15 protein-coding genes are annotated in these 15,661 nt (G+C 74.1%); 9 read left to right on the top strand and 6 right to left on the bottom strand.

The genetic code is table 11. The features are described 5' to 3' along the window. Together D1J60_RS19230 and D1J60_RS19235 are read left to right on the top strand one after the other, a co-directional pair. A complete protein-coding gene (locus D1J60_RS19230) occupies positions 1-672 on the top strand; it encodes a beta-glucanase (protein WP_125824096.1) in 672 nt (223 codons plus the stop codon). 264 nt (positions 673-936) lie between these two features. Beyond that, on the top strand, positions 937-1,158 hold the full coding sequence (locus D1J60_RS19235; protein ID WP_125604543.1) for a hypothetical protein: 222 nt from the start codon (positions 937-939) through the stop codon (positions 1,156-1,158). Here the strand turns inward: D1J60_RS19235 and D1J60_RS19240 are convergent, their stop codons facing one another. Both D1J60_RS19240 and murQ read right to left on the bottom strand, forming a co-directional pair. Continuing rightward, a complete protein-coding gene (locus tag D1J60_RS19240) occupies positions 1,159-2,634 on the bottom strand; it encodes a PTS transporter subunit EIIC (RefSeq protein ID WP_125821916.1) in 1,476 nt (491 codons plus the stop codon). 47 nt (positions 2,635-2,681) lie between these two features. Next, positions 2,682-3,653 (bottom strand): N-acetylmuramic acid 6-phosphate etherase, encoded by a 972-nt coding sequence (gene murQ, locus D1J60_RS19245; protein ID WP_125821917.1) that lies wholly within the window; start codon positions 3,651-3,653, stop codon positions 2,682-2,684. A gap of 123 nt (positions 3,654-3,776) precedes the next feature. On the opposite strand from murQ, the gene D1J60_RS19250 reads away from it, so the two are divergent. The 4 genes from D1J60_RS19250 (at position 3,777) to D1J60_RS37330 (ending at position 7,192) form a co-directional block, all read left to right on the top strand. Then, positions 3,777-4,154, top strand: coding sequence for a hypothetical protein (locus tag D1J60_RS19250; protein WP_125604175.1), 378 nt, complete (start codon positions 3,777-3,779; stop codon positions 4,152-4,154). Between the two features lie 7 nt (positions 4,155-4,161). Further along, on the top strand, positions 4,162-4,434 hold the full coding sequence (locus D1J60_RS19255; RefSeq protein ID WP_125821918.1) for a DUF4031 domain-containing protein: 273 nt from the start codon (positions 4,162-4,164) through the stop codon (positions 4,432-4,434). A gap of 86 nt (positions 4,435-4,520) precedes the next feature. After that, the gene (locus D1J60_RS37325; protein ID WP_164720923.1) at positions 4,521-5,681 is read left to right on the top strand and encodes a hypothetical protein; all 1,161 of its coding nucleotides are present in this window, start codon (positions 4,521-4,523) and stop codon (positions 5,679-5,681) included. Further along, positions 5,669-7,192: a caspase family protein gene (locus D1J60_RS37330; protein WP_164720924.1), complete on the top strand. Its 1,524-nt coding sequence runs from the start codon at positions 5,669-5,671 to the stop codon at positions 7,190-7,192. Before D1J60_RS37325 ends, D1J60_RS37330 begins: the two co-directional genes overlap by 13 nt. Here the strand turns inward: D1J60_RS37330 and D1J60_RS19270 are convergent. Then, positions 7,182-8,399, bottom strand: a complete 1,218-nt coding sequence (locus D1J60_RS19270) for a Cmx/CmrA family chloramphenicol efflux MFS transporter (RefSeq protein ID WP_125824097.1) — start codon at positions 8,397-8,399, stop codon at positions 7,182-7,184. The genes D1J60_RS37330 and D1J60_RS19270 overlap by 11 nt on opposite strands. 96 nt (positions 8,400-8,495) lie before the next feature. Beyond that, positions 8,496-9,218: a hypothetical protein gene (locus D1J60_RS19275; RefSeq protein WP_241253319.1), complete on the bottom strand. Its 723-nt coding sequence runs from the start codon at positions 9,216-9,218 to the stop codon at positions 8,496-8,498. 109 nt (positions 9,219-9,327) lie between these two features. Here D1J60_RS19275 and D1J60_RS19280 point away from each other — a divergent pair, with 109 nt between their 5' ends. Further along, on the top strand, positions 9,328-10,020 hold the full coding sequence (locus D1J60_RS19280; protein ID WP_125821919.1) for a copper homeostasis protein CutC: 693 nt from the start codon (positions 9,328-9,330) through the stop codon (positions 10,018-10,020). 214 nt (positions 10,021-10,234) lie between these two features. On the opposite strand, the gene D1J60_RS19285 is transcribed toward D1J60_RS19280, so the two are convergent. Then, positions 10,235-12,220, bottom strand: a complete 1,986-nt coding sequence (locus D1J60_RS19285) for an AAA family ATPase (RefSeq protein WP_241253581.1) — start codon at positions 12,218-12,220, stop codon at positions 10,235-10,237. Between the two features lie 462 nt (positions 12,221-12,682). Here D1J60_RS19285 and D1J60_RS38100 point away from each other — a divergent pair, with 462 nt between their 5' ends. Both D1J60_RS38100 and D1J60_RS19290 read left to right on the top strand, forming a co-directional pair. Then, positions 12,683-12,868 carry a hypothetical protein gene (locus D1J60_RS38100; RefSeq protein ID WP_125603949.1) on the top strand — a complete coding sequence of 62 codons (186 nt, stop codon included), beginning with the start codon at positions 12,683-12,685 and terminating at the stop codon, positions 12,866-12,868. A 164-nt stretch (positions 12,869-13,032) separates the two neighbouring features. After that, positions 13,033-13,845 (top strand): glycosyltransferase family 87 protein, encoded by an 813-nt coding sequence (locus D1J60_RS19290; protein ID WP_241253320.1) that lies wholly within the window; start codon positions 13,033-13,035, stop codon positions 13,843-13,845. On the opposite strand, the gene D1J60_RS19295 is transcribed toward D1J60_RS19290, so the two are convergent. After that, on the bottom strand, positions 13,811-15,454 hold the full coding sequence (locus tag D1J60_RS19295) for a DNA repair helicase XPB (protein WP_125603950.1): 1,644 nt from the start codon (positions 15,452-15,454) through the stop codon (positions 13,811-13,813). The two genes, D1J60_RS19290 and D1J60_RS19295, sit on opposite strands and share 35 nt — an antisense overlap. Positions 15,455-15,661: the final 207 nt, after the last annotated feature.

Consider the following 15,661-nt stretch of genomic DNA (forward strand, 5'->3'; position numbering starts at 1 on the left):
CTGCCGCCCGTGTTCGCCCCCCGCCGCACCCCCGTCTTCACCGCCGACTTCACCTCCACCACCCAGTGGGTGGCCGGCCGCTCCTGGGCCTATCCCGGCGGCGGCCCCGTCAACCCCGGCGACAACAAACTCGACCACCTCACCGCCGACCCCGCCTACAGCCGCTCCGGCACCTTCCGCGCGACCCTGCGCCCCGACGGGAACTGGGACGCCGGGCTGCTCACCACCGAGGGCAGCGACGAGGGCTTCGAGGTCCGCACCGGCGACGTCCTGGAGGCCCGCGTCCGGCTGCCGGAGGAGATGGGCGCCTGGCCCGCCATCTGGACCTGGCGGGACGGCGGCCAGGAGATCGACGTCTTCGAGTACCACCCCGACAACCCCGACCTGCTGGAACTGTCCAACCACGTCCGCGAGGCGCACCGCTACCTGCACGACCCCACCGTCCACCCCGGTGCGTGGCTCGACCTGAGGGTGGAGTTCGGCCGCAGGTCGGTCATCTGGTGGGTGAACGGCCTGCGCGTCTACTCCGACGGCCGGGGCGTCGGCCGAGGCTGGCACGCGTACCTGATCGTCAACCTGTCCGTCTGCGCCGGCCGCTACCACCCCACCCCCCGGCCGGGTGTCACCGAGATGTCGTACGAGGTGTCGTACCTGCGCGTCCACCGGGGGTAGTGCCGCAGCCCGGTCCGACCCCGTTCTCCGTACGGGTGAACTTTCCCCCTCGGTGGTTCCCCGTGCGCCTGATCGCACGTGCGGCAACCGCCGCCCTCCTCGTCCTCGCCCCGGAAACCGCCGGCACGGCCTCCGCAACGCCACGCAGCCGGCCGTGCTCAACGCCTCGCCGGCCGGGGACAGGTCGCCGGCGGTTGAAGACCGCCTCCTTGATCGCCACTCTGTGTGCCGGACCCCCACCCCGCAGGAGAGAGGCGACCCGTCATGATGCTCACCCCGCAGGAGCGGATGCGTGCGGCCGAGGAGGCCGTACGGCAGTTGAAGGACGCCCTCCACGGGGTGGGGGTGGTCTTCCCGTCCCTGGACGTCGAGCGGGTCTCGGCCGCCGGGTCGTACGGGCTGCCGCTCGTCGACCTGGGGCGCTGCAACATCGACACCGCGCTGCGGCTGGCCGCCGTGCTGCACGGGCGGGCGGGCGTCGGCTGATCAGGCCCGCACCGGCTCCTTCGCCGCGGCGGGGCCGGCCGGGGCGGCGGTTCCCGCGTCGGTGTCCAGGTCGGCCAGCATCCGCTTCGTGAACCCGAAGAAGTACGTCGCGGCGAAGCCGGCCAGGTAGCCCACCGCGAGGCCGCCCGCGTAGACGGCGATGGTCACGCCCGTGCCCGACGTACCGTCCAGCAGCGGGAACAGCGCCCAGCCCGACGGGCCGATGGCCTTCGAGCCGAACGCCACGCCCAGCTGGTTGCACAGCCCGACGAAGGCACCGCCCGCCGCACCGCCGACGCAGGCGGTGACGAACGGGCGGCCCAGCGGCAGCGAGACCCCGTAGATCAGCGGCTCGCCCACCCCCAGGAAGCCGGCCGGGAGCGCGGACCTGATGGTGCCGCGGACGGAGCCGTTGCGCGGGAGGCGGCAGTAGACGGCGAGGGCCGCACCGACCTGGCCGGCGCCCGCCATGGCGAGGATCGGCAGCAGGACGGTGTACCCGGACTGCTCGATGAGGGTGGTGTGGATGGGGATCAGCGCCTGGTGCAGCCCCAGCATCACCAGCGGCAGGAACAGCCCGCCCAGGACCAGCCCGGCGAGGGCCCCGCCCGCGGCCAGCAGCCAGTTCGCGAAGGCGCCGATCGCGGCGGCGGCCTCACCGGCGAGGAACATCAGCCCGTAGAGGGTGACCAGCCCGGTGACGAGGACCGTGAGCGTCGGTGTGACCAGCACGTCCAGCGTCCCGGGCACCCGGCGCCGGCACCACCGCTCCACGCGCACCGCGAGCAGCGCCGCCGCCAGGGCGCCGAGGACCCCGCCCTGACCGGGGGAGAGGGGCTCGCCGAAGGCGTCGATCTTCGCCACCCCGGGGAAGACGATGACGGAGGCGACGGCCCCGCCGAGGACGGGGGTGCCACCGAACTCCTTCGCGGTGTTGAAGCCGACGAACACGGCGATCAGCGACATGAACCCGGAGGCGATGGCGGCGAGGGCCGGCACCACGGCCGGGGCCCAGCCGAGGTTGGCGAGCAGGCCGTTGAGGCCGGCGATGACCCCGCAGCCGATGAGGGCGGGGATCAGCGGGACGAACACGTCCGCGATGCGGCGCAGGAACAGCTTGAACGGGGTGGCGTTCCGCGCCTTGCGCGCCTCCTTGAGCGCGGCGCCCCGCTCGGCGAGGTCCCCGGCGGTGACGGTCCGCGGGCCGGCCGGACTCCCCTCCTCCACCAGCGCCTCGAACTCGGGCGTGACCCGGGCGACGACGCCCGGCCCCAGTACGACCTGGTAGGTGTCGTCCCCCTCGACCACACCCAGCACCCCGGGCAGCGCCCGCAGCGCGGCGTCGTCGACGAGGGACCGGTCGCGCAGCCCGATCCGCAGGCGGGTCATGCAGTGCGCGACGGAGACGATGTTGTCAGGGCCGCCGACCAGGGGGAGGATCGCGGCGGCGGTGGCGCGGTTCTTGTCAGTGGACATGTACTCGCCTTGCGTGGGGGGATGGCGAACGGGGTCCTGCCGGATCGCTACGGGGTCCGGGTCGGGGCCTGGGCCTGGGTCCCGGTCCGGGCGAGGGCTTCGCGGAGGTGGCCGCCGGATTCGGCGAGCAGGCGGGCGGCCCCGGGCCCGTCGACGCCGCCGAGCACGACCAGGACGGCGTCCTTCACCTCGCCGCCCGTCGCGGCCAGCGCCGCCTCGATCTCCGCGTCGGGCGCGCCCGTGGCCAGTGCGACGATGCGGCGGGCGCGGGCGCGCAGCTTCTCGTTCGTCGCGCGCACGTCGACCATGAGGTTCCCGTACGTCTTGCCGAGGCGGATCATCGTGACCGTCGAGATCAGGTTCAGTACGAGCTTCTGCGCCGTGCCCGCCTTGAGCCGGGTGGAGCCGGTGAGCAGCTCGGGCCCGACGACCACCTCGATGCCGTGCTCGGCGGCCGCGGCCAGGGCGGATCCGGCGTTGCAGGACAGCCCGACGGTGAGCGCGCCGCGCGTACGGGCGTACTCGACCGCGCCGACCGCGTACGGGGTGCGGCCGGAGGCGGAGACGCCGACGACGGTGTCGTCGCAGGTCAGGCCGAGGGCGGCCAGGTCGGCGGCGGCCAGCTCCCGCGAGTCCTCGGCGCCCTCGACGGCCCGCACCATCGCGCCGGGGCCGCCCGCGATCAGGCCGACGACCTGCGCCGGGTCGGTGTTGAAGGTGGGCGGGCACTCGCTGGCGTCCAGCACCCCGAGCCGGCCGGCGGTCCCGGCGCCCGCGTAGACCAGCCGGCCGCCGCGGGCCATCCGCTCGACGACCGCGTCGACGGCGGCGGCGATCGGCTCCAGCTGCGCGGCGACGGCGGCGGGGACGGTGGCGTCCTCGGCGTTCATGGTGCGCACGATCTCCAGCGTGGGGAGCCGGTCGATCTCCGCCAGCTCGGGCCGGAAGGCCTCGGTCGTCAGCGTGTCGAGCTGGGCGCGGAGGTCGGCGCGGGCGGCGGTGGTGCGGTTCTCGCTCACGGCTGGAACGTATTTCCCGGCGGGGCCGGGAGCAAGAAGGCACGCCCCGGCGGGAGAGGCGGGGGCGGGCTCCGGGACAGGGGGGCCTTCGCCTGGGGCCCGGTCCGGGTTCACAATGTCTCCATGGACCATGCCACCCCCCTGGAGCAGGCGCTGCATGTCGCCCGTGCGCTCGTTCTCGCCGATCTCGCCGCGGGTGAGGTCGCCGATGCCGACGTCGTGTCCCTCGTGGAGGACTCGGTCACGCACCGCCGGTGGTGGGTGGAGCAGTGGCCGGAGGGAGTCGACTACCTCGCCGGACTCGTCGCGCAGGACGTGAAGGACGCCCTGCTGGAGAAGTACGGGCGCTGGCCGCTGTGCCCGGTCTGCGCGCACGGGGACCCGCACGCGCTGGACGTGGAACCGGAGCTGGGGCCCGACCCGCACTGGGTCTGCTCGGAGGCCGGGGTGCGGGTGGCGGCGGTCGGCGGCCTCGGCCCCGTCTTCCACCCGGGCCGGTGAACCGCCGGTGACGCTGTACATCGACCCGCCGGTCTGGCCGGGCCACGGCCGCATGTGGTCGCACCTGGTCAGCGACGTCTCGTACGAGGAGCTGCACGCCTTCGCGGAGGCCATCGGCTGCCCGCCGCGCGCCTTCGAGCGCGACCACTACGACGTGCCCTCGCACCGCTACGCGGACGCGGTGGCGGCGGGTGCGGTGGAGATCGGCAGCAAGGAACTGGTCCGCCGCCTGACCGCCGCGGGCCTGCGACGGCCGAAACATCGCCCTCCCGTGGCCTGAATGCCCGTCATCTCTCCTGTGAGCAGGGCGATTTGCTGGACTAGGATGACCGCGGTTCGGCCACTCGCGCAGGCATGAGGGGGATCGTGCGTCGGTCAGTGCTGTTCGTACACGGGACCGGGGTCCGGGAGGTCTCGTACACCCGGAGCCTCGAAGAGATCCGCGCCGGCCTCGCCGGGATCCGCCCCGGGATCGAAATCCGCGGCTGCTTCTGGGGACGGGAACAGGGGGCGGCCATGGCCCTCGGTGGGCAGTCCGTGCCCGGTTACACGCAGACGGGCGGTGGCTCCCGCGAGAACGACGCCGAGGTCGGACTCTGGGGCATCCTCTACGACGACCCCTGGTACGAGCTGCGGCTCCTCGGCCTCCAGCACGCCCCGGCCCCCGGTTTTGGCCGAGGGCTGACGCCCGCCGAGCAGTTCTTCGACGAGGTCACCGAGTACCTCCCCTCGGCCGCCCTCACCGAGGCCTTCGACGCGCGCGGACTGGCCGAGTACTTCGCGGAGGCCCTGCGCACCGCCGCCCGGGCACCGGAGCTGCGCGACGCGGCGGCCACGGCGGACGCCGACGGGTACGAGCACCGGGCTGCCTACGCGCGTGCCGTCATCGGTCTGACCCTCGGCCTGGCCCGCGACCGGGGCGTGGAGGTCTCCGGGTCGGTCCGTGACGCGTTGCTCGCCGCACTGGGCTCGGAGCTCGCCACCGAGGGCCGGTCACTGAAGGGCAAGGCGCTGAAGGTGGCTCTCGCGGGCGCCGGCCGAGTGGCGCGCACCCGGCGCGGCGCGTGGGGCGACGGCCTGCTGCCGCTGGCGGGCGACATCCTGCGGTACCAGGCCCGGGGCCAGGGCGTACGCGACCAGATCAAGCGGACGCTGGAGAACACCCCCGGGGACGCGGTCACCGTGATCGCGCACAGCCTGGGCGGGGTCGCCTGCGTGGACCTGCTGGTGCGCGAGCGGCTGGAGCGCGTGGACCAGCTGATCACGGTCGGCTCGCAGGCGCCGTACCTGTACGAGATCGGCGCCCTCGTCTCGCTCGAACACCCCGAGCCGCTGCCGACGGGCTTCCCGGCGAAGTGGCTGAACATCTACGACGAGCGCGACTGGCTCTCGTACCCGGCGGCCGAGGTGTTCCCGGGCCGGGTGCACGACCGGAAGGTCGACAACCGCCAGCCCTGGCTCGCGGCGCACACCACCTACTGGTCGAACCCCGAGGTCTGGAAGGCCGTGGACACGTGGCTGGACTGACCGTCTCCGACCCGACGCGCGTCCACGCCGTGGTGGTCGGCATCGAGCACTACCCGCGGGCCGACAGTGGGTGGGACCTCGTGGGCGCCTGCGGTGACGCGGTGCGCTTCGCGCGCTGGCTGCGTCAGCGGGGCGTCCCCACGGCGAACATCACCCTGCTGCTGGCCGCGGCGCCCGACTCGTACGCGGCGCTCAACCGCGCGGCGGGGGACATCGGGCTGGAGCCCACGTACGTCTCCTCCCGCGACCGGATCATGGACCACTTCATGCCCCGCGGGACCGCCCCTGAGGGAGACGTCCTGTACGTCTACTGGGGCGGACACGGTGTCCTCGACCACGGCAACCGGCGGCTGCTGCTGTGCCCGGACGCGTCGGACGCGGATCAGCGCTGCATCGAGCTGACCAACCTCCAGGAGTACCTGACCGGGGCGGATGTGGCGCGCTTCGCCCAGCAGGTGTTCCTGGTGGACGCCTGCGCGAGGTTCATCGAGCACCGCCGGGCGGAGGGCACCCCGGGACCTGCGCAGGCCGCCTTCCCGGCCGGGAGAAGGGAGACGGTCTCGCAGTTCACGCTCTTCGCGGCGGCGGCCGGGCAGGTCGCGGGCCAGGGCCGGGTGGCCGCCGGGTCCGGTGACTTTTCGACGGTCGTCACGGGCTGGCTGGAGGAGCACTCCCCGGAGCTCGACCCGGATCTCCACGCGCTGGTGGAGCACGTCAAGGAGCGGTTCGCGGAGCAGGAGGGGCGGCTGCGGGGCCGGTCCCAGACCCCGGTGAGCCTGCTGGTCCAGCCGTTGGGCGGCAGCGCGGAGGTGATCACCCCGCACAGGGCAGCGGCCCCACCGAAGCCGGCCCGTGCGGGGGGCCGGGGCGCGAGCGGGCTCCGGGCCGGCGTCCTGGCCGGGGGCGGGGTGCTGGCGCTGGTGGCGATGGTCGCGATCGTGGCGATGTTCCTGTCGAAGACCGGCGGCGACGGGGATGCCGCCCGCGACGCCCCGGCGGCCGCCCCGCCCCCGGCGGCGGCGGGAGCGCCGATCGCCGGGCCTTCGCCGTCCGCGTCGGCTTCGGCCTCCGCCTCACCGTCGGCGCCGACGGGCGCGGCGCCGGCCCCGCAGAAGGCGGTGGCGCCGCTGCCGAGTGCCCCCGGGCAGTCATGCGGAGCCGAGCACTCGACCGGCGTCAGCGATGTCATGCACAGGGTCTGCTTCGTGCGAAACGGCGGGCGGATCAGCATGCGGGCCTACGTCCGGGCGACGTCCCTTCCGAAGGACGTGACGGTGAACCTCTGGCTGGTCGGGCCGAAGGGCACCTACGTACTTCCCGCCGGCGGGCCGAAGACGTGGTCCCTCAAGATCGGCGGTGAACCCCAGCTGTTCGAGGCGCCGATCGACACCGGGCTGTTGAAGTCCGGCTCCGAGTACGAAGTCCACATCGCCACCCGGGACGGGCTCGGCGTCACACAGAACGCGACGGCCGACCCGGTCCGCGGCCACTCGATGCCCTTCACCTACTGACGGCGTCGGCAGACGCCTCCCGCGTGCCCGACCCGGCGACGATCCGGGTCTCGCCCGACGGCGTGCGCCGTTCCAGGCGGAGGGCCAGGGTCGTGAGGGCGAGGGCGGTGACGGTCATGGCCGCGCCCGCCCACGCCGGGGCGGAGAAGCCGAAGCCGGCGTCGATGACCGTGCCGCCGAGCCAGGGGCCGCCGGTGTTGCCGAGGTTGAACGCGGCGGTGGTGGTGGCTCCGGCGAGGGTGGGGGCGGCGCCGGCGACGTTGAACATGCGGGCGTTCAGCGCCGGCGCGGTGAAGAACGCCGAGACGCCGAGCAGGAACGCCAGGACGATCGCGGCGGCGGCGCTGGAGGCCAGCACGGTGAGGGCCCCCAGGAACACCGTCGAGGCGGTGATGCCCCAGAGCATCACCCCGAACAGGTGCGCGTCGGCGATCCGCCCGCCGACGGTGGTGCCGATCAGCGCGCCGACGCCGAACAGGCCCAGGATCCACGGCACCCACTTCGAGTCCAGCCCGGCCACGTCCGTGAGCAGCGGCGACAGGTAGCTGAAGGCGCAGAAGACGCCGCCGGCGGCCAGGGCCGTGACGCCGATGGACAGCCACACCTGGCGGTCGCGGTAGATGCGCAGCTCGCGGCTGAGGCGGGGCTTCTCGTCGGGCAGGGGGATCTTCGGGATCAGCGCGAGGATGCCGGCCAGGGCGACGGCCGAGGCGGCACCGACCGACCAGAACGCGGAGCGCCAGCCGAACTGCTCCCCGAGGAAGGCGCCGGCCGGGACGCCGAGGACGTTGGCGATGGACAGGCCGCCGATCATGACGGCCATGGCGCGGGCCCGCTGGTCCTTGTCGACCATGGCGATGGCGACGGCCGCGCCGACGGCCCAGAACCCGGCGCAGGCGAGGGCGGACACCACGCGGGAGGCGAAGAGGAACGCGTACGAGGGGGCCAGCGCGCCCGCCACCTGGCCGAGGCCGAAGAGGCTGATGAGGGAGATGAGGGTGGTGCGGCGCGGGAGGCGCAGGGTGGCGACCGCCAGCAGGGGCGCCCCGACGACCATGCCGATCGCGAAGGCGGATATGAGCAGGCCTGCCTGGGGGATGGTGACGCCCATGTCCTCGGCGATGGGCGGGAGGAGGCCGGACAGCATGAATTCGCTGGTGCCGAGCGCGAAGACGGACAGGCCGAGGACGTAGACGGCCACGGGCATGCGGGACGGGGGGCGTGCGGAGGATGCGGAGGCTGCGGGCATGTTCTTCCCGAACCGGCTCGAAGTGGGGCGCATTCCCGGTCGCGGTCCCGTATGTCAGGTCAGGGCGGCCAGCTCGGCTTCCAGGTTGCGGCGGGCGGGGGCCTCCCAGTGGGCGGTGCCGTAGGGGGTGCCGAAGAGGCGGGGGAGGGCGAGGAGCTGCCGCAGCACGGCGGCGCGGCCGGTGCGGAAGGCCTCGTCGGGGACGAAGCCGTACTCGGCCCGGACGGCGGCGGTGTAGGTGGCGTACGCGTCCGGGGTGCCGGCGAGGACGCCGAGGTCGGCGTCGCAGAGGGCCTCGCCGTTGGTGTCGCCGGGGGCGGGGTCGTGGGTGACGGTGAGCCGGACCAGGCGTGCGGTCTCGGCGGTGCGGGCCGGGCCGACGCCCAGCTCGGGCAGGGCGCGCTCGGCGAGGGCGGCGCTGCGTTCCTCGTTCTCGGAGCGGTCGGGGCGGTAGACGGCGTCGTGGAACCAGGCGGCGAGTTCGACGGCGGTGGGGTCGGCGGCGTGGCCGGCGAGTACGTCGATCCGTGCGAGGACGTCGGCGAGGTGGGTGGTGGTGTGGTACCGGCGCTGCGGCTCGGCCCAGGCGGTGAGGAGGCGGTCGGCGTAGGGGGCGGGGTCGCGGGTGGCGCCGGCGGCGGTGGCGGTCGCGTTCCAGCGGGCGCGGAGGGCGGCGGTGTCGGGCACGGGGGCGGGCGAGGTCTCGGGCGTGGCCTTGGGCGTGGCCTTGGGCGTCGTCTCGGGCGCGGTCTCGGGCGCGGTCTCGGGCGTGTCCATGCGGACATTGTGGCGGTGACGCGATTGTGCTGGTGGAGCGCGGGGTGGGGCCCGTACCCTGGATATTGGACTAGACCTATTTTCCATATGGGCATAAGGATGGGATCACATGAGCAACCGTGCGCTCCTGGAGGTGATCGCCCTCGACGTGGAGGACGCGGTCGCCGCCCAGGCGGGTGGGGCGGACCGACTCGAACTGGTCACCGACATGGCCGCCGACGGGCTCACCCCGCCGCGCGAGACCTTCGCGGCGATCCGGGCGGCGGTCGACATCCCGCTGCGCGTGATGCTCCGCACGTCCGACGGGTTCGCGGCCGGCGACGTCTCCGAGCTGGTGGAGGCTGCGCGGGGGCTGCGGGCCGAGGGTGCGGAGGAGTTCGTCCTCGGCTTCCTGCACCCGGACGGCAGCCCCGACCTCGACGCGGTCGAAGCGGTGCTCGCGGAGCTGGACGGCTGCCGTTGGACCTTCCACCGGGCCATCGACCGCGCGGCGGACCGGGACGGCCTGCGCAAGGCCCTCGCGGAGCTGCCGGGACTGGACACGTACCTGACGGCGGGCGCGGCGACCGGGGTCGCGGACGGGCTGCCGGTGCTGCTGGCGGAGGCGGGGGCGGGCCGGCGCGGTGAGCCGGGGTACGGGCCGCGGATCCTGGTCGGCGGCGGGCTGACGCTGTCGCACCTGCCGGAGCTGCGGGAGGGGGGCGTCGACGCGTTCCACATCGGCGGCGCGGCCCGTCCCTCCGGGTGGGGGCGGCCGGTCTCCGCGGCGGCGGTCGCGCAGTGGCGAGCGGCGCTGGCGTAGCCCGCGGCCACCGTCCGGCGGGCCCCGGGCCCTGCGGGGCTGTCCCCTACCCGCCCTTCGCCCGTTCCCCGGGCTCCGCCCGGACCCGCGCCTCAAACTCCCCCAGCTACCGCTGGGAGGTGCCCCCAGGCGGGGCTGAATCAGCCCCGCCGGCGGTTGAGGCTGCGGGCGCGCAGCGCCCGTACGGGGCGGAGCCCCGGTTCTTCAGGACGCGTCAGGGGGTCAGTTCCGCCGGGAGCGGGGTTGCGTGGAGGGCCGTGAGGCCGGACACGGCTCGGGTGAGGCAGACGTACAGCCGCCGCAGCCCGGTGCGTTCGTCCGGCTCGCCGTCGACGATCGCCGCCGGCTCGTCCAGGACCACGTAGTCGTACTCCAGACCCTTGGCCAGGGACGCCGGGACCAGGGTGAGCCGGGACTCCGCCGTGGTCTCCTCGCCCGGCGCGAGGTACGCCAGACCCGCCTCCGCCAAGGCCCGCGCCAGCACCGGCACCCGCGCGTCCGCCGCGATCAGCCCGATCGACCCCTCCTGCGCGAGCGAGGCGCGGCAGGCGGCGACCACGTCCGCGGTCAGCCGCTCCGGGGCGCACGCCGTCACCGTCAGCGAGCCCGGCGCCTCACGCACCGACGACACCGCCGCCAGCCCCGGCGAGATCGCCGGCAGCAGCAGCGACGCGTACGCGATGACCTCGCGCGGCACTCGGAAGCCCGCCGTCAGCTCCTCCAGCACCGCCTCCGGCTTGCCCAGGTGCGCCAGCGCCTCGTCCCAGCTGCGCGTCGCCCACGGCGTGGTGCCCTGCGCGAGGTCGCCGAGGACCGTCGCCGAGCCCGTCGTGCAGCGGCGCCCCACCGCCCGGTACTGCATCGGGGACAGGTCCTGCGCCTCGTCGAGGACGACGTGGCCGAGCGAGTGCGTCCGCTCCACCAGGTCCGCCGCCTCGTCGATCAGCACCAGGTCCGCCGCCGACCACTTCGCCGACCGCACGCTCCGGAACGGCTTCGGCCACAGCAGCAGCTTCTGCTCGTCCTGCGTGAGGATCCCGTCCGCGTGCTCCGCCAGGAACTCCGCGTCCGACAGCAGCCGCAGCACCAGCTTCGCCGGCTCGACCGCCGGCCAGACCGCCTTGACCGCCGCCTTCACCGCCGCGTTGCGGGCCACCGCGTCCTGCACCCGGTCGTCCGGCGCCTCGCCCGCCTGCTCCATGCGCACGAGGACCGTGTGCGCGATCCGCTGCGGCAGCGCGTCGCGGGCCGCGCCGTAGCGGATGTCGCGCTCCTGGAGCTCGGTGACGATCTCCTCCAGCTCGTACGCCGGCACCCGCCACCGGCGCGAGCCGCGCACCACCATCAGCGGCTCGGTGGGCGCGGTGACGTGCGAGCGGACCGCGCGGCGCAGCACCTGCGCCATCCGGGCGTCGCCCTTGACCACGGCGGTGGCGGCGGCGTCGGTGCCGCGCACCTCCAGGCCCTCGCGGGCGACGAGGTCGTCGACGGTGGCCTGCTTGACCTCCAGCTCGCCCAGCGCCGGCAGGACCTGCTCGATGTAGTGGAGGAAGGAACGGTTCGGCCCGATGACCAGCGTCCCGGTGCGGGCGAGGCGCTCGCGGTGCGCGTACAGCAGGTACGCGACCCGGTGCAGGCCGACGGCGGTCTTCCCGGTGCCGGGTCCTCCCTGCACGCAGACCGAGCCGGACAGGCCGGAGCGGACGATCTCGTCCTGCTCGGGCTGGATCGTCGCGACGATGTCGCGCATCGGGCCGACGCGGGGCCGCTCGATCTCCTGCTGGAGCAGCTTGCTGACGGCGGCTGCGGACTCCGTCGGGTCGGAGAGGTGCTCGTCCTCGTACGCGGTCAGCTCGCCGCCGGTGTAGCCGAAGCGGCGGCGCAGCCCGACGTCCTGCGGGTCGGCCTTCGAGGCGCGGTAGAAGGGCTGGGAGACCGGTGCGCGCCAGTCGATGACCATCGGGTCGCCGTCGGCGTCGTGGACGTGGCGGCGGCCGATGTAGAACTGCTCGCCCTCGGCGCCCTCCGCCAGGTCCGCGCCGGGGGCGTGCAGGTAGTCGAGGCGGCCGAAGAAGAGCGGGGTGTGGGCGAGGTCGGCGAGCGCTTTGATCCGGTCGTCGATCTGGGCCTGGAGGACGATGGCGTTGACCCAGTTCGCGGTGACGTCGCGGATGTCGAGGGCCTCGACGTCCTCGCGCATGGCGCGCAGCGCGGAGCGCGAGGCGGCCAGGTGGGCCCGTTCGCGGCCGAGGAGGTCGGCGGAGTCGGGTGCGGAGCCGGGGGTGGTGGCGGCTGCGGCGTCGGATGCGGTGTCGGGGGCGTGCGCGGACACGGGAAGGCCTCCAGCGGTACATGCGGGTGCGTGCGGTGCGTGCGGTACGGAAAGCCCCCGGTTTCCGGCCGGAAGGCGGCTCTCCCCACGGGACGGCGGAGGAGGCGGCAAGAGCGGAGATTGTAGTCAGCGGGGCGCGGCCGCGCGAACGGATTCCCGGGCCGGAAGTCCCGAGGGGGCAGTACCCCCGGACGGGTGTCATACCGGGGAGTGTCAGACCTTCGGCAGAGCCACTAGGGGATGCCATGGGTCGCGAGGAGGACACGGACGGCCTGCGGGTTCCGTCCGGAGGGCGATGTGCGCGGAGGGGGAGAAGCGCACCATGGAGACATGAGCACCGCAACCCTTGCCCCGGTCCAGGGCGGCCTCCCGAGCGGGGCCACCGCGACCTCCGACCACCGTCCGCGCCACCGCGTCGGCGATGTCCTGCGCGCCGCGAAGGTCTTCGCCGCTGCCGCCATGAGCGTGGTCGTCCTCGGCGAGTACGCCGAGGACGCGGGCGTCATACGCCGCTGACGCCCGCGTCCTCATACGCCGCTGACGCCCGCGCGAAGAGCCTCCGCGCACGCCGCGTGCAAGGCCTTGGCCTGAACCCGGCGGTAGCCGTGCGCGGATCCACTAGGGTCACGCGCGTGACCCGCAGCCCCGCCTCCGCTTCCCCACCCCCCACACTCGCAGCTGTGCTGGTCACAGGCTCGCTGCTGGCCCTGGGCGTCCTGTGCATCGCCCTCCGCGTTCCGACGGCCGACGCCGTCCTCAGCGGCTTCTCCGCCGCCGAGTGGCACCCGCCCAGCGCCTACCCGCCGTTCGCCGCGATCCTCTTCACGCCCGCCGCCTGGCTGCCTGCGGGTGTGCTCAAGGCCGTCCTCGTCCTCGGGAACGCCGGCCTGCTCGCCCTGCTGATCGTGCTCTCCTGCCGGCTCGCGGGAGTACGGGCCCGGCGGGGTCCGGTCCTGGCGGCCACCACCGCCGGGCTGTGGCTGGAGCCGCTGTTCCAGAGCCCGCTGCCCGGCCAGATCAACCTGGCGCTCGCCTGCCTCGCCGTCTGGGACCTCGGCCGGCCGCGCGCCGCCCTCGGCAAGGGCTTCGCGCTGGGCATCGCCGCCGGGATCACCCTGACCCCGGCGCTCCTCGTCCCGTACCTGCTGCTGACCCGGCGCGTCCGGGCCGCCCTGACCGCCCTGGCCGGGCTCGCCGGCAGCGTCCTGCTCGGCCTGCTGGTGCTCCCCGAAGCCTCCGCCGACTTCTGGGCCCACCACCTCCCGGTGCCCGGCCGGGCCCTGCTGCGGGAGTGGCCGCAGCTGTGGGTGTGGGCCGTCCCGCTCCTCACCGCCCTGACGGGCGCGGCCCACCGCCGCCGCACCCGCCACCCCGTCCACCCGGACGACGTCCACCACGGACACCCGCCGGCGGCGGCCCACCGGGTCCCGGCCCCGCGCCCGCCCTCCGGGGCGCCGGTCAGTCGCTCGCCAGGAGCTCGTCCGCGTCCATGATCCGGTAGGCGTAGCCCTGTTCCGCCAGGAAGCGCTGGCGGTGCGCGGCGAAGTCCTGGTCGATCGTGTCGCGCGCCACCACCGAGTAGAAGCGGGCCTCGTGCCCGTCCGCCTTCGGGCGCAGCACCCGGCCGAGGCGCTGCGCCTCCTCCTGCCGGGAGCCGAAGGTGCCCGACACCTGGATGGCGACGGTCGCCTCCGGCAGGTCGATCGAGAAGTTCGCGACCTTCGAGACGACCAGCACGTTGATCTCGCCCTCGCGGAACGCGTTGAAGAGCTTCTCCCGCTGCGCGTTCGAGGTCTCACCCTTGATGACGGGCGCGTCCAGGTGCTCGCCGAGCTCGTCGAGCTGGTCGATGTACTGGCCGATGACCAGGGTCTGCTCACCCCGGTGCTTGCGCACCAGCGCCTCCGTCACCTTCCGCTTCGTCGCCGTCGTCGCGCAGAAGCGGTACTTCTCCTCGGTCTCGGCCGTCGCGTACGCGAGCCGCTCCGACTCGGTCAGGTTGACGCGGACCTCGACGCAGTCGGCGGGCGCGATGTAGCCCTGCGCCTCGATCTCCTTCCACGGAGCGTCGAACCGCTTCGGCCCGATGAGGGAGAACACGTCCGACTCCCGCCCGTCCTCACGGACCAGAGTGGCCGTCAGACCGAGCCGCCGCCGCGCCTGCAGGTCGGCGGTGAACTTGAACACCGGCGCCGGCAGCAGGTGCACCTCGTCGTACAGGATCAGCCCCCAGTCCCGGGAGTCGAACAGCTCCAGGTGCGGGTAGACGCCCTTCCGCTTGGTCGTCAGCACCTGGTACGTGGCGATCGTGACCGGCCGGATCTCCTTGCGCGTACCCGAGTACTCGCCGATCTCCTCCTCCGTCAGCGAGGTGCGCCTGACCAGCTCGTGCTTCCACTGCCGCGCCGAGACGGTGTTCGTGACCAGGATCAGCGTCGTCGCCTTCGCCTTGGCCATCGCACCCGCCCCGACCAGCGTCTTGCCCGCGCCGCACGGCAGCACGACCACGCCCGAACCGCCGTGCCAGAAGCCCTCGACGGCCTGCGCCTGGTACGGGCGCAGCGCCCAGCCGTTCTCCTCCAGCTCGATCGGGTGCGCCTCGCCGTCCACGTACCCGGCGAGGTCCTCGGCCGGCCAGCCCAGCTTCAGCAGCGTCTGCTTGATCTGCCCGCGCTCCGACGGGTGCACGGCCACGCTGTCGGCGTCGATCCGCGCCCCGACCAACGGGGCGATCCGCTTCGAACGCAGGATCTCCTCCAGCACCGGCCGGTCGGTGCTCGTCAGCACCAGCCCGTGCACGGGGTGCTTGGACAGGGTCAGACGGCCGTAGCGGGCCATCGTCTCGGCGACGTCGACCAGCAGCGCGTGCGGGACGGGGTAGCGGGAGTACTCGACGAGCGCGTCGACGACCTGCTCGGCGTCGTGCCCGGCGGCCCGGGCGTTCCACAGGCCGAGCGGGGTGATCCGGTAGGTGTGGATGTGCTCGGGCGCCCGCTCCAGCTCGGCGAAGGGGGCGATGGCCCGCCGTGCCGCCCCGGCGAGCTCGTGGTCGACTTCGAGGAGGAGGGTTTTGTCGCTCTGGACGATGAGTGGCCCGTTCACGCAGCACGTCCCTTTCCGGCGGTGAAGTGGTCGCCCGGACGCGGCGGCCAAACCTCCAGTCTGCCCTATCGCAGGCCGGGAGGGGTGGGGTCGGCCGTGCGGGGGCGGCGTCGCCGTCGCGGGGGCGGTGTCGAGCCGCTGCGGGGGCGGTGTCGAGCCGTCGCGGGGGCGGTGTCGAGCCGTCGCGACGCGCTGGAAAAGCCGCTG

Origin of the sequence: Streptomyces sp. W1SF4 (assembly GCF_003950035.1) — a bacterium.
Lineage (GTDB): Bacteria > Actinomycetota > Actinomycetes > Streptomycetales > Streptomycetaceae > Streptomyces > Streptomyces racemochromogenes.